Genomic DNA, 13,028 nt, shown 5'->3' on the forward strand with positions numbered 1-13,028 from the left:
ACCATACCACATCCGGCTCTTCATTCCGCTGCTGTTTTTTCTTTTGTCGGCTGTCCCGGCAGGCAGCGCCGCGGCGGCCGATTCCTACCAGGTAGGCTTCCGCACGCTGGGACAGTGGTCGGCGGACACCAATCTGCGCCTGGACGTCAATATCTGGTATCCCAGCCTCCGGCCCCCGCGCGAACTTAATTACGCGCCCTGGACCATTGCCGCCGCGCGTAACGGCAAGCCGGTGGAGGGGCGCTTTCCCCTGCTGCTCTTGTCCCACGCGTCGCCGGGCACGCGTTTTTCCTACCATGACACAGCCGCCTGGCTGGCTTCCTGCGGCTTTGTGGTGGCCGCGCCCACCCATTCCCAAGACTGCATGGACAATATGAGCCTGCTTTTCACCTGGCGGCAGCTGGAAACCAGGGCCAAAGAACTTTCGTCCACCCTCGACCTTTTGCTGGCCGACCAGGAGCTTGCCGCCAGCATTGATAAAAACCGCATCGGCCTGCTGGGCTTCGGCACGGGGGGCACCGCCGCCCTGCTGCTGGGCGGGGCCCTGCCTGACTGCGCCTCCTGGCCGGAATACTGCGCAAAAGCCGGACGCCGGGATATGTATTGCAACCGCTGGGCCAGGGACCGAGTAAACGCCATCTGCCAAAGCCTGCCGCTGACGGAAAGCCTGGCCGATCCCCGGATCAAGGCCGTGGCCGCTGCCGCCCCCGGTTTCGGCATGCTGTTCAGCCCCGCGTCCTTCCGCTATTTTTACCCGCCGCTGCTGCTGATCGCCGCCGAAAGCGACGCCATGAACCGCCCGTCCCTGCACGCCGATGCCATTGCCCGGCTGCTGAACGGCAAGGCCCGCTATCTCAGTCTTCCGGGCGCGGATACCGGCGCGCTGATGTCTCCCTGCCCGGAGGCCCTGGCCGCTGAGCTGCCCGAACTCTGCCGCTCCGTGAGCCCGGAGGAGCGCCGGGCCATTCACCGGCACATGGATGACGCCCTCAGCGACTTTTTTCTTCATGTTCTGGGCAGCGGTAAAAATCTGCCCGTTATTCCCCCGCCGCCGGACCTGACGCCGCCGCCTCCGCCCGCGCCGCAGCTCCCCGCGCCCGCGCCGCGTCCACGGCAGCACCGCTCTCGCTGAGCCGCGTTGCGAAAGGTACCGGCGGCTTGACAACGCTAGTGCGAATCACTAGCCTCTCCACAGTACATAGATGCTTTCAAAGCCGGTTTTATACCGGACGACGGTCCGTGGGGCCAGAAAACCGCTCCCCGGGATATATATCTATCCATTTCTGACCGGGTCCGGCGACGGGCGTAGGGAAAGACGCCCTCAAAACCAGCTGGGGTTCGTATAACAGCATGAAGATACTGATCATTTGCATGCTATGCCTGCTGCCGGCACCGGCGTTTCCGGGGATGTGTGCGGCGGCTGTGGACAGCGGGGTGAAGGCCGCCGACGGCTGGGTAATCATGCCCGCCGGAGCGCGGCCCACATATATGGGCATTCATGGGGGCACCATGCCGGTCAGTTTGCTGGTATCCGGCGACGGTTCCTCCCTGCTGACCTTTGTGGGACGTACGGGCAACGATTTTCTGGATGTGCTGCGCCGCACCGATGTCCGTATGCCCAGCCTGCTCAACGCCACCGCGGCGCGGGACGCCGCCGACGGCGGACTGTTGACCGGCGGCACGGTATTGATGGCGGGCAGCGCCGCCAGCAGCATGCCGGTGATTTATCTTACAGGCGAAGGTTTCGCGCGCGCCGCGCCCTCGCCGGACCAACTTCAGCCCTTCGGTCTTTCCGACAAGCCTCTCTCCATTGAAGGGCAAGTAGCTAAGCCGGCCCATCTTTCCCCGGCAAAAAGGTACCGTCTGTTTTTTCAGCCGCAGTATCTGCAACCCCGCCGTAGCCTGAATTAGTTCAGGGCGAAGTGGAGACGGCGGGCTTTTTGCCGCCGAACTTGAGCTATTTATTTGATTTTCCAGAAATATCGTAAAACAAATAAAAACTGGATTTTTATAAAAGTTTGACTATAATCCAGCAGAATTCACCCGCACAGGAGCGAAACCATGCCCCTTTCCACATATCTGAACGATATGGAAAAACTGTACTCGGCCCGTCTGGCGCATGTTTCATCGGAGCCGACCCAATTGCTGTTCTGCCAGGGCTTGAAATTCCTCATAGAAAATGTGGCGGATTTTGACGCGTGCGTACCTGAGACCAATCCGTTCTACCAGGAATTCGTCAAGCTGCTGGGAGCGGGTATTGCCGGCGATGAAGACTGTTTCAGTCTTTTTGAATGCCTGGCCATCTTCTTCCGCCTCAGGCAGCATGAAAACCCGGACCGGGTTCTGAGCCCCATTGAGCAGCAGGTTCTGCACCATTTTGAGCATTGCGGCGAGTGGCAGCCTCAGGACAATACCCTGGTCAGCCTCTGGTATTGGTGGCGTATTCCGTCGCTGCCGGCGCACTAGAGCCTGCCGGGCATAAGCCCTCCTCACGCGGCCGGGAAAAACGCCTGGGATCATGCGCTCTTATGGCTTCTGAGCGAAATATGGCGAAAAAGCGGCCGCGTCGGGAAGGATTGCAGCGGATGCTGCTGTTTCAGGGTTAGATGTCTTATGGCGTGATGCAGGCCGGTCCAGCCTGAGAAATCAGAGAAGAAAAATCTGACGGCAAGCGGAGCAAGGGTCTCTTTGCGCCGCTCTGGGTATTGACATTGTTCCCAATAGGGGCGGCAGTGCCCGTTAGCGTGTAGTGCGCGGCAAAGAACACGCTGCCGTTCATGAGATTCTGAATACTCGCCGCCAAGGCAATCCCGCGCCTTTCCGCCCATGGCCGCCACAGCGGCCATGCTTTCCCGGACAGATTCTTATGACAGGCGCGCTCTGTAACATCAGAAGCGCGTCTATTTTTCGCCGGTAATGCCGAACTCCACCGGCACTTTGGTATAAAAAATGCATAGGCCTTCGGCCGCAATGCGGGCGAGCAGGCGTTCCGCCGCTTCGTCGCTGAGCGCCATGGTCACTTCCAGCGGCTGCTCGGACAGCTCGAAAAAGTTGGCCCAATGCAGCCTGCCGTCCCGTCCGTAACCGCCTTGGGCCGTGCTCATGGTCGCGCCGCTGATGCCGAGAGCCTTTGCCTCCGCCACCAGCCATTCGGCAATGCTGCGCGTGCCGTGGCTGCGGCCCTGCTGCGTGTAAAACGTCAGTTGCCAGCCCCGCATGCCCGCCTCCTTCCTCAGATGAATGTGTCTTGAGAATGAACCCATTCCCCGCGGCTTGCGCGTTCCGCCTTGCCCGCCCGCAGTGCACGTCATTCACGGGTGTTCACGCGATGTCCGTCGTAGCGCTTCAGGGCCGACAGCAAAAGACGACTTGTCAGCGCCACGAGCCCAAAAGACAGCGGATCAGGGCAAAGGTGCCCATGCCCAGAAAAGTCATGGCCAGAGAACCGCAGACATGCAGCGCCACGGCTCCTCCGGCCCAGAACAATCGCCCCTGCTGAATCAGGGTCGCCACTTCCGCGGAAAAGGTGGAGAAGGTGGTCAGCGCGCCCAGAAAGCCCGTCACCACCAGTAGGCGCCATTCCGCGCCCAGCGAAGGGAAAAAGGCAAAAATGCTGAGCACCAGGCCGATGATATAGCCCCCCAGCCAGTTGGCGGCCAGGGTGCCCAAGGGCAGGGTCGGAAAGACGGGGTTCAGCGCCAGGCCGAGCAGCCAGCGCAAGACGGCCCCGGCCGACGCGCCCACGCAGATGGCAAGCAGAGAATGGATCATGGCCGCCCCTCTCAGACTGATGGCAAACCCCGCTTGCACGGTGCTTGTGCCGCCATCGGCTCGTTTTCAGAAAAACTTGCCGGGCACCCTTCGGGCAGCTCGCGGCACGGCAACGCCGTGACCTGCTTCTGATTTTTGACCGCGTTGATGTTGTCAACGCTCCAGTGCCTGTCAAGGTTATAGAATTTTTGTTCGCCCGCAAGGAAGAGAAAACTGCTTTGAGGAAGTGTACTCTTGCCTCAGCCGTTACAGCGAAGCTGCTTACGAATAAGGACAGCAGAGATCTGGCACTCGACCGAGGCTGCCGCACGCGGCAGGAGGGCAAAAAGGCATAGCGTCGGCAAGGCCCACAGGCGTCCGGCCCCGTACGGGGCCGGACGCCTGTGGATCAGATTTTAGAACACGTTGGGATTCATGGCGATGAGCACCCAGCAGATGATGCCCACAACAACGCCGTAGAGCATGAAGGGCCAGAAGGTACGCTTGAGCACCTCGCCTTCACGGCCGGAGAGGCCCACCACGGCGCAGGCGGCCACGATGTTGTGCACGCAGATCATATTGCCCATGGCGCCGCCCACGGCCTGGGCGGCCACGATGATCTGGCGGGGCAGGTGCAGGGTGGCGGCCATGCCCCACTGGAATTCGCCGAACATCAGGTCGGAAACCGTGTTGGAACCGGTGATGAACGCGCCGAGGCCACCCACGAAAGCGGCCAGCATGGGCCAGACGCTGCCGGCGGCGGCGGCCACGGCCTGGGCCAGAGCCAAGGGCATGGAGGGCGCGCCCAGCGGGTTGGTGGCGGAGCCGCGGAAGATGGACACCAGAGCCACGGCGAAGATCAGGGCGATGGTCGGGGCCTTCATCTTGCGGAAGCTCTCGGCCCAGGCGTCCTTCACGGCGGAGCCGGGCATCTTGTGCAGCAGAATGGTCAGCAGGGCCACCACGATGAAGAAGGTGCCGGGCACGTAGAGGTAATCAATGCTGGCGCTGACACCCTTGAAGCCCAGGATGTCGACAAAGTTCAGCTTCTGGGCCGTGAGCCAAGCCTTGAGGCCCAACTGGGGAATACGGGAGATGACCAGCAGAGCGCAGATGATCACATAGGGCAACCAGGCCATGAACTGGCTCATGTGGGCCTGGAATTCGGTCTTGGTGTTCAAAGGCACGGTGCCGGACCAGGAGGGGTCCCATTCACTGTGCGGCGCGAAGCCCCAGACGTCCTTGGGCACGCAGAAGCCTTTCTTGGTGCCCCAGATCACCACGGCCAGGCCGAGCAGGCCGCCGAGCATGCTGGGGAATTCCGGCCCGAGCAGCCAGGCGCAGAGCAGATAGGGGATCAGGAAGCAGACCGCGGCGAACACGCAGTATTTCCAGGCCCGGAAGCCGATGGACCAGGACTTTTCCGCGCCGAAGAAGCGAGTCAGGAAGCCGAGCATGAAGATGGTCAGAATGATGGCCATGGGGGCATGCATGAAAGTGGCCCACTGGCCCACGGCTTTGCAGAAACCGTCATACGTGGTGAAAGGGAGGTTGGGATTGTTGGCGACGGCTTCGGCCACGGGGCCTTTCAGGAAGCCGAAGCCCACGATGACCGGCGTGCCCACCGCGCCGAAGGTCACGGGCACGCTGTTGAAGACCAGGCAGATCACCGCAGCCGCCATGGCCGGGAAGCCCAGGGCGAGCAGCAGGGGCGCGGCCAGGGCCGCCGGTGTGCCGAAGCCCGCCGCGCCTTCGATGAACGCGCCGAACATGAAGCCGATGATGATGGCCTGGAGGCGCCGGTCACGGCTTACATTCTGCATGCCGTGCTGGATGGTCTCCATGCCCCCGCTTTTTTCCAGGGTGTACAAAATAAGAATGGCGCCGAAGACGATAATCAGCACGCCCACGGCCACCACCACGCCTTGCAGGGAAAGCGCCAGCAGATACATGACGTCCAGATTCCAGCCGATCAGGCCGCAGATCACGCAGGCGAGCCAGGCTACGGGCATGGCCCGTGTGGCGGGCCAACGCAAACCCACCATCAGGACAAGGGCCGCCACAATGGGGATGACCGCCAGTAACGCCAGCATTCCAATAGACATGAAAACCTCCCTTAGTTAACCGGGTCCGCGGGACCGGAGCAGTTGACGCACGTCATGCGTGAACTGCCCTGGGCCATTCCTCCGCCGGAAAACATCCGGCGTTTTTTCCAGGCCGATCCCGCCCCCTCCGCGCCGGCACGCGGAACAGAGCACCTTTGATACCAGTTCTTCATCGATAACGTAAAACACTATAAAAACGCAAGGGCACGCCGCTTTTTTCTTTGCAACGGCGTGCCCTTATTTGAGGTTTTTTTCGGCGCGGCCGGGGGTTCCCGGAACGGGAGCCCCCGGCGCCCATGCCTCCGGGGCGCGCCGCGCTAACGTTTGAGGTTTTCGGCCAGAAGTTCCGCGAGGTGCTGCACTTTGACGTTAAGACCCGTCTTTTCAGCGCCGCCGCGCAGCTGCATGACGCAACCGGGGCAGTCCACCACCAGGCGGGCGGCGCGTGTTTCACGGACGTTCTTCAGCTTCTTGTCCAGCAGTTGGGCCGAGATTTCCGGGAATTTCATGGAATACGTGCCGCCGAAGCCGCAGCAGACTTCTTCCTCCTCGCAGGGCACGTACTGGGCCGCGTCCGCGATGAGTTCACGCGGGGCCTCCTTGACGCCCAGGCCCCGGCAGAGGTGGCAGGAGGCGTGGTAGGTGACCCTTTCGCCGGAATTGGTGAAGTCCTCGGGCTTGAGGCCCAGGCGGTCGCGCACGAAGGAGCTGAAGTCGATAACCTTGTCCGCGAAAATCTTGGCCTGGGGCAGGATATCCGGCTCATTCTCCAGGATTTTCGGATAGGTGTGCTTCAGATGCGACGCGCAACTGGCGCAAAGCGTGATGATGGCGTCGTACTTGCCCACGGCAAAGGCCTGAATGTTCTGCTTGGCCACGTCCACCGAGGTTTTGCGCTGGCCCATCATTTCCAGGGGCAGGCCGCAGCAGGTCTGCTCCATGGGAAATTCCACTTCCACGTTTTTGGCCGCCAGAATCTTCACGCAGGCTTCAAGCTGCTCGGGATAGACGAAATCCTGGGCGCAGCCGCTGAAGATGGCCACCCGCATGGTGGAATTCTGGGCCTTGGGCGCGATTTCCGGCCAGCGGTCGCGGAAGGACTTGTTCGCAATGGCGGGCAAGGCCTTGAAGCCATGCTTGCCCAGGAATATGGCCGGAAGATGACGCTGGAACTGCGTGCCGCCGGTAAAGGGTTTCTGGGCGTATTTGGCGAACTTGAGCAGGCTGTGGAAAAGCTTGCGGTTTTTCATCACCGAGGCCAGAAGAGCCGCCTGGGCTCCGCCGCCCTGCTCTTCCGTGACCCGGCTGCGGATCTCGCGGATCAGACGCGGCAGGTCGATGCCGCCCGCGCAGACATTGGCGCAGGATTCGCAGCCCACGCAGTTCTGGCAGAGTACCTTGGCCTTGTCCTTGCCGTGGAAGAAATAGGTCAGGATCAGGCCGATGGCGCCGATGTAGATGTAGCCCATCTTGTGGCCGCCCACCAGGCGGAACACCGGACAGACGTTGGCGCAGGCGCCGCAGCGCACGCAGCGGAAAATCTGCGAGAACAGCGGGTCCTTGGCGATTTCGGTACGGCCGTTGTCCAGAAAGACCATGTGCATGATCTTTTTGTTGCCCGGCGCGGAAGCGCAGGGACCGGCCCCGCACATCCAAGTCACATAGGAGGTCAGGCGCTGGGCCGTGGCGTTGCGCGGCAGCACCAGCAGAGCGGTGAGGGCCTGGTCCAGGGTGGGGATCAGTTTGTCCAGACCGGCAATGGCCACATGTACGCGCGGCAGGGTGGTGACCATGCGGGCATTGCCCTCGTTGGTCACGGTGGACACGGCCCCGTTTTCGGCCACGGCGAAGTTGCAGCCGCTGACGCCCATGTCCGCCGCGATGAACTTGCGGCGCAACTGCACGCGGGCCACCTTGACCAGCTTCTGGACGTCGGTGTCCTGCTTTTCGCCCGTGGCCTTGGTGAAGTCGTCGGCCACCTGGTAGCGCGAAAGATGGATGGCGGGCATGACCATGTGGGAGGGGCCTTCATGGCGCAGCTGGATGATCCATTCGCCCAGGTCCGTCTCGTCCACGATCAGGCCTTCGGCCTCCAGTGCTGGATTGAGCTGGATTTCCTCGGCGGTCATGGATTTGGATTTGACCACCCGCTTGACGTCGTTTTCCTTGGCGATGCGGGCGATGATCTCATTGGCTTCCTTGGCCGTGGCCGCGCGATGCACGTGCACGCCGCGCTTTTCCGCCTGCTCCTTGAACTGCTGGTAGAGTTCCTCCATGTGCTGGCAGGCGTAGTCCTTGGCTTCGGCTATCTTGGCGATGAGGCCGCGCTCGTCCACTTCCTGGAAGACGGCTTCGCGGTTGGCCCGGTAGGACACGGCAAAGGTGTCCAGAGTGCGGCGCAGAAAATCGTCCTGCAGGGCCTCATCGATTTGCTTGCGGTAATCGGAAAGAGATTTGGGGGCTTCATGCATGGCCTCAGTCCTCCAGAAGAATGATGTGCAGTTCCAGCGGGCCGTGCACGCCCACAGCGCCCACCCGCTCGATGTCCGCGGTGCGGCTCGGGCCGGTGATCAGCGTGGTGTACGTGGCGGGCGCGGCGTTCATGCGTTCGCGCAGAAGCTGGGCAATGGAAGGAAGATCGGGATAAATGTCGGACTTGCGCAGCAGGATGACGTGGATTTCCGAGATCATGCCAGCCAGACGCACGTCCTCGTTATCCGTGTTCATCATGCAGGTGCCGCTGCCGGCCACGCCGAGCTCGGCGCGGGACAGGCCAACGTCGATGCCGGCCAGATGGTTGCGCAGGCCGTTGCGCAGGCAGGCAAAGCCCTTTTCCTCGCAGGCCAGGGCCAAGGCGGCGAAATCCTCGTCGTCAAGGTCCGGCGCGGCCACAATGCGCTGCACACGGGTGGGCACCTTGTTGGGGCCCAGCGGGCCCTGCTGCACGCCGGGCTCGTCGGCCAGCAGTTCGGCCGGGGCTTTGTTTTCACAGACATCCACCACATACTGCAGGGCCGCCGCCATGGACGGCACTTCCTGCACCACGGCGTTGACTATGGCGGCTTTGGCGCTGAAGGCCTCTACCAGTTCCGGGTTCACAGGGGGCATAGCGTACTCCTTTGAACGGCGTTAACACCTTTTGACTTGAACGGATATACAGCGTGAAGCGCGCCGGACGGCAGACGGCGGAACGTTGTTCGCATTCCACCGCCGCCGGGGGGCGATACGGAGCCTGACGCCTACTTCAGGCTTTCCGCGTAGATTTCCACCGGATGTTTGACCCGCACGGGGTCGTTGTTGTGCGAAAGCACATCCTCCAGTTGCATCATGCAGGCCGGACAGGCCGCCGCCACTACCTGCGCGCCCGTGGCAACCACATTGTCGCGCTTGCGCTGGCCGATCCGTCGTGAATAATCGTAGTGGAAAAGGTTGAAGGAACCGCCGCAGCCGCAGCAGCGGTCGGCCTCTTCCATTTCCGTGAGCTTGTAGCCGGGGTTGGCCGCGATGACCGCGCGCGGCTGCGCGGTCACGCCCAGCGATTTCTTGAGGTGACAGGAATCGTGATAGGTGACGGGCACGGCATCGCCAGAGGCAGCCGCTGCTTCCACCTTGAGCACGTCCACCAAAAACGCGTTGATATCCATGGTCTTTTCCGCCAGTTTTTCAGCCTGTTTCTGTTCCAGGCTGCCCAGGCGTCCGGCGTAACGCGGCCAGAGCTCCTTGATGGTGGAGGTGCAGGAAGCGCAGGGGCTCAGCAAATAGTCGAAATCACCCTTGCCGAGCACTTCAAGATTGACCTTCATCTGCTTGATCATGCCCTCGGCGTCGCCGGAGGACAGCGCGGGAATGCCGCAGCAGGCCAGGCCCACGGGCATGAAGACCGCCACCTTGTGGTGACGCAGCACCTTGAGGCAGGCTTCGGCCATGTCCGTGTACATCTTGTCGCCCAGGCAACCCGGGTAAAAAGCCACTTTCAGGCCGCCTTCGGACCGGGAAGGCCGGGGCTCGTCCAGCGCGCCGTAAACGGCGTGCAGGGGCTTTTTCGCCAACGGCCGGATATGCCTGTCGCCCAGCATGAAGTTGAGCATGGGCGCGCAGACCGTGCCCTGAGCGTCGCCGGTTTTGCGAAAGATCAGGCCCTGCATGGGCGCGCCCACGCGCATGGCGAAGTTGAACAGGCCGGGCTTGGCCAGCAGGGTGCGGAAAACCATTTTCTTCACCGGGTGCAGGCCGATATAGGCGTTGACCAGCTCGCGCGCCTCCATGAAGACTTCCATGATTTTCACGCCCGGAGGGCAGGCGGCCTGACAGGAACCGCAGAGTAGGCAGCGGCCGAGCTTGTCGGCCAGGGCCTCGGGGTCCTTGAGCAGCTCATGGGCCATATTGTTGATCAGGAAAAGCTTGCCGCGCGCCACGTCGGCTTCCTTGCCGGAGGCCCCGAACATGGGGCAGACCGACTGGCACATGCCGCACTTCATGCAGGCGGTAATCCTGTCGTCCAGCGCCATGAGGCGCTGGGCCAATTCGTGCAGATTGTTCATGAACTAAATCCCCACTAATTTAGTGGAATTGAGCAGGCCCTTGGGGTCCAGGGCGCGGCGCAGCCGCTGTGAGAACAGGATCGTGCCGCGCGAGGTTTCCTTTTCCATCCACTTGGCCTTGGCCGTGCCGATGCCGTGCTCACCCGAGAGAGTGCCCTGGAGCCTGATGGCCGTGTCGAACATTTCGTCGATGGCCTCTTCCACCCGCTTGAACTCTTCGGCGTCGCGCTTGTCGCAAAGGAAGGTGGGGTGCAGGTTGCCGTCGCCGGCATGGCCGAAGGTGCCCACCTCCACCTTGTATTTGGCCGCGATGTCGTTGACGGCCTTCATCATGGCCGGGATCTGCGAACGGGGCACGGTGGCGTCTTCCAGCACGGTGGTGGGACGGCAGCGGGCCAGCACCGGCAGGGCCATGCGCCGGGCTTCCCAGAGTTTGAATTTCTCGGCCGCGTCCTTGGGCACATGCACGGCCACAGCCTTGTTTTCCTTGAGCACGCGTTCCACGGCCTCAGCGTCGTCCGCCACCTGGGCGGGGTGGCCGTCCACCTCAATGAGCAGGATGGCCGCCGCGTCGCGCGGCAGACCGGCCTTGGTGAAGTCGTCCACGCGCACGATGGTGTTGTTGTCCAGAAATTCCAGGGTACAGGGCAGCACGTGGGCCGCAATGATCCCGGCCACGGCCTCGGCGGCGTTCTGCATGTCGTCGAAGACCGCCATAAGGGCCTTGGAGGCCTTGGGCGGCGGCACCAGCTTGAGAATGGCCTGGGAAATGACGCCCAGTGTGCCCTCGGACTGGATCAGCATGCCCGCCAGATTGTAGCCGGTGACGCATTTCACCGTACGCGAGCCGGTTTTGACCACCTCGCCCGTGGCGTCGAAAAATTCGACGCCCATGAGGTAATCCTTGGTCACGCCGTACTTGAGGCCGCGCAGGCCGCCCGCGTTCTCGGCGATATTGCCGCCGATGGTGGACACGGCCTGGGAGCCCGGATCCGGCGGATAGAAGAGATTTTTCTTGGCCACGGCGGCGGCGAAGTCAGCGGTGATCACGCCCGGTTCCACCACAGCGTAGAGGTCATTGGAATTGATCTCCAGGATGCGGTTCAGGCCGGTGGTCAAGACCACCACGGTATCGCTGTGGTCCGGAATGGTGCCGCCGGACAGGTTGGTGCCCGCGCCGCGCACGGTCATGGGAATGCCGTTGTCATAAAGTTTCTTGACGCAGAGGCCCAGCTGCTCGGTGGTCGTGGGCCGGAGCACCATCGCCGGAACCACGGGTTCAAGCACCGCCGAGTCAAATGAATAACTCTGGCGGTCGGCCTCGGAAGTGAACACATTTTCCTTGCCGATCAGGTCCTCAAAATCCTTGATCAACGCCTGGCTTGCCATAGAGCCTCCTTGCACGCTCTCGCATCATCGTATCCTGAAACATTCCGCAAATGGACGATTCGCCCTTTGCGGGACGTCGGCCTTTGCCCCGGCGGAGCCGCCCCGATGTCTGATCGCGAAAATTTCGAGCCTGGTCATGCCCTCAATTTTCGCGGAATCGCCGGCGAAAAACCATGTTTTCGCCGGCTCACGGCGGCTACGCCGCCGCGATACCCTACGGGTTCTGTGTGTTTCATTTGAAAAATCAGACACTGGGAGCCTGTCCGCAACCGCCGGAACAACGGACCTTTCCGCTGTCGCATTGCCTTACGGGAACAGGCCGCGCACGGCGCGGCCCGAAAACTGTGAAAGTCCGGTCCCGGAGCGCGGAAACCGCGCCAACGCTTGGGATTCTTTGCACAATGTGACTGTATAGCCTGCTTTGTCATTTTTGCAAAGAGGACTTTCCAAAAAAATGCAGTGGTATCACCATCAACATAGCAGCAAACTTCAGCGGCGCTGGAACCGCTCGCAATGACCCGACCTCGCCCGGCGGCCGCTGTACAGGCATGCCCGCGCGGCACGCGGCTTGCGACCGGAAGGGTCAAGGGCGCTGGATCCCGGCCAGGTTGCAAATGAAGGCGAAGGCTTTGGCGTCCACGGGTTGCACGGAAAGGCGGCTGCCCCGCTTCATCAGTTCCATGCCGGACAACTCGGGCCAGGCAGCCAACTCCTTGCGGCTCAAAGGATGCGGCAGGGCGCGGCGCAGGCGCACATCCACCATTTCCCAAATGGGCTTTTCCGGCGTGGCCTTGGGGTCGAAATGCTGATTCTCCGGGTCCTGGGCCGTGGCGTCCGGGTAGGCCGCGCGCACAATTTCCACAATGCCCACAATGCCTGGCTGCTGCCCGCTGTGGTAGAAAAATCCCAGATCGCCCACCCGCATGGCACGCATGAAGTTGCGGGCCTGATAGTTGCGCACCCCGTCCCAGGGCGAGGTCTGATCGGGAGAATTCTCCAGATCCTGCCAGGAAAAACAGCCGGGTTCCGTCTTGAAAAGCCAGTACTTCATGCCTCGCCCTTTCCCTTTAAAAAGAATTATTCTTATTTACATATGGAGCCGAACAGCCCTTTCGTCAATGCCCGTGCGGATGCAAAAACACCGCCCGTGGGCGGTGTGGATGCAAGGCGCGGCGATTTTCCGGAATCGCGATGCCTTGAAGCGGACCGGGACTCCGAAAAAACGGTTGGGGAAGCGCTGATT

General features: G+C 61.9%; 11 protein-coding genes. 3 read left to right on the top strand and 8 right to left on the bottom strand.

The window, feature by feature from the left end; translation table 11 throughout:
• The first annotated feature begins 43 nt into the window (after positions 1-43).
• The 3 genes from HMPREF0326_RS00750 to HMPREF0326_RS00760 all read left to right on the top strand — a co-directional run bounded on the left by HMPREF0326_RS00750 (position 44) and on the right by HMPREF0326_RS00760 (position 2,466).
• A complete protein-coding gene (locus HMPREF0326_RS00750) occupies positions 44-1,132 on the top strand; it encodes an alpha/beta hydrolase family protein (RefSeq protein WP_232224891.1) in 1,089 nt (362 codons plus the stop codon).
• A 275-nt stretch (positions 1,133-1,407) separates the two neighbouring features.
• The gene (locus HMPREF0326_RS00755; RefSeq protein ID WP_232221582.1) at positions 1,408-1,911 is read left to right on the top strand and encodes a hypothetical protein; all 504 of its coding nucleotides are present in this window, start codon (positions 1,408-1,410) and stop codon (positions 1,909-1,911) included.
• A gap of 150 nt (positions 1,912-2,061) precedes the next feature.
• On the top strand, positions 2,062-2,466 hold the full coding sequence (locus tag HMPREF0326_RS00760; RefSeq protein WP_008681954.1) for a hypothetical protein: 405 nt from the start codon (positions 2,062-2,064) through the stop codon (positions 2,464-2,466).
• Between the two features lie 434 nt (positions 2,467-2,900).
• Here HMPREF0326_RS00760 and HMPREF0326_RS00765 read toward each other — a convergent pair whose 3' ends face one another.
• The 8 genes from HMPREF0326_RS00765 to HMPREF0326_RS00800 form a co-directional block, all read right to left on the bottom strand.
• A complete protein-coding gene (locus HMPREF0326_RS00765) occupies positions 2,901-3,218 on the bottom strand; it encodes a DUF190 domain-containing protein (RefSeq protein WP_008681956.1) in 318 nt (105 codons plus the stop codon).
• A gap of 154 nt (positions 3,219-3,372) precedes the next feature.
• Complete coding sequence (crcB, locus tag HMPREF0326_RS00770) at positions 3,373-3,771, bottom strand: fluoride efflux transporter CrcB (RefSeq protein WP_008681960.1); 399 nt, start codon at positions 3,769-3,771, stop codon at positions 3,373-3,375.
• A 395-nt stretch (positions 3,772-4,166) separates the two neighbouring features.
• Positions 4,167-5,855 carry an L-lactate permease gene (locus tag HMPREF0326_RS00775; RefSeq protein WP_008681962.1) on the bottom strand — a complete coding sequence of 563 codons (1,689 nt, stop codon included), beginning with the start codon at positions 5,853-5,855 and terminating at the stop codon, positions 4,167-4,169.
• Between the two features lie 317 nt (positions 5,856-6,172).
• A complete protein-coding gene (gene ldhH, locus HMPREF0326_RS00780) occupies positions 6,173-8,326 on the bottom strand; it encodes an L-lactate dehydrogenase (quinone) large subunit LdhH (protein WP_008681964.1) in 2,154 nt (717 codons plus the stop codon).
• A 4-nt stretch (positions 8,327-8,330) separates the two neighbouring features.
• Positions 8,331-8,963, bottom strand: coding sequence for a LutC/YkgG family protein (locus HMPREF0326_RS00785; protein WP_008681966.1), 633 nt, complete (start codon positions 8,961-8,963; stop codon positions 8,331-8,333).
• 131 nt (positions 8,964-9,094) lie between these two features.
• Positions 9,095-10,396 (bottom strand): (Fe-S)-binding protein, encoded by a 1,302-nt coding sequence (locus tag HMPREF0326_RS00790; protein ID WP_008681968.1) that lies wholly within the window; start codon positions 10,394-10,396, stop codon positions 9,095-9,097.
• Between the two features lie 3 nt (positions 10,397-10,399).
• Complete coding sequence (locus tag HMPREF0326_RS00795; protein ID WP_008681971.1) at positions 10,400-11,785, bottom strand: FAD-binding oxidoreductase; 1,386 nt, start codon at positions 11,783-11,785, stop codon at positions 10,400-10,402.
• Between the two features lie 583 nt (positions 11,786-12,368).
• The gene (locus HMPREF0326_RS00800) at positions 12,369-12,836 is read right to left on the bottom strand and encodes an EVE domain-containing protein (RefSeq protein WP_008681973.1); all 468 of its coding nucleotides are present in this window, start codon (positions 12,834-12,836) and stop codon (positions 12,369-12,371) included.
• Positions 12,837-13,028 lie beyond the last annotated feature (192 nt).

Source organism: Desulfovibrio sp. 3_1_syn3, assembly GCF_000145315.2.
GTDB classification, from domain to species: Bacteria; Desulfobacterota; Desulfovibrionia; order Desulfovibrionales; family Desulfovibrionaceae; genus Desulfovibrio; species Desulfovibrio fairfieldensis.

Excerpts from the sequence above, each read along its gene's own strand:
- HMPREF0326_RS00755 (WP_232221582.1), top strand. The coding sequence starts at position 1,408 with ATGTGTGCGGCGGCTGTGGACAGCGGGGTGAAGGCCGCCGACGGCTGG.
- HMPREF0326_RS00760 (WP_008681954.1), top strand. The coding sequence starts at position 2,062 with ATGCCCCTTTCCACATATCTGAACGATATGGAAAAACTGTACTCGGCC.
- HMPREF0326_RS00765 (WP_008681956.1), bottom strand. The coding sequence starts at position 3,218 with ATGCGGGGCTGGCAACTGACGTTTTACACGCAGCAGGGCCGCAGCCAC.
- crcB (WP_008681960.1), bottom strand. The coding sequence starts at position 3,771 with ATGATCCATTCTCTGCTTGCCATCTGCGTGGGCGCGTCGGCCGGGGCC.
- HMPREF0326_RS00775 (WP_008681962.1), bottom strand. The coding sequence starts at position 5,855 with ATGTCTATTGGAATGCTGGCGTTACTGGCGGTCATCCCCATTGTGGCG.
- ldhH (WP_008681964.1), bottom strand. The coding sequence starts at position 8,326 with ATGCATGAAGCCCCCAAATCTCTTTCCGATTACCGCAAGCAAATCGAT.
- HMPREF0326_RS00785 (WP_008681966.1), bottom strand. The coding sequence starts at position 8,963 with ATGCCCCCTGTGAACCCGGAACTGGTAGAGGCCTTCAGCGCCAAAGCC.
- HMPREF0326_RS00790 (WP_008681968.1), bottom strand. The coding sequence starts at position 10,396 with ATGAACAATCTGCACGAATTGGCCCAGCGCCTCATGGCGCTGGACGAC.
- HMPREF0326_RS00795 (WP_008681971.1), bottom strand. The coding sequence starts at position 11,785 with ATGGCAAGCCAGGCGTTGATCAAGGATTTTGAGGACCTGATCGGCAAG.
- HMPREF0326_RS00800 (WP_008681973.1), bottom strand. The coding sequence starts at position 12,836 with ATGAAGTACTGGCTTTTCAAGACGGAACCCGGCTGTTTTTCCTGGCAG.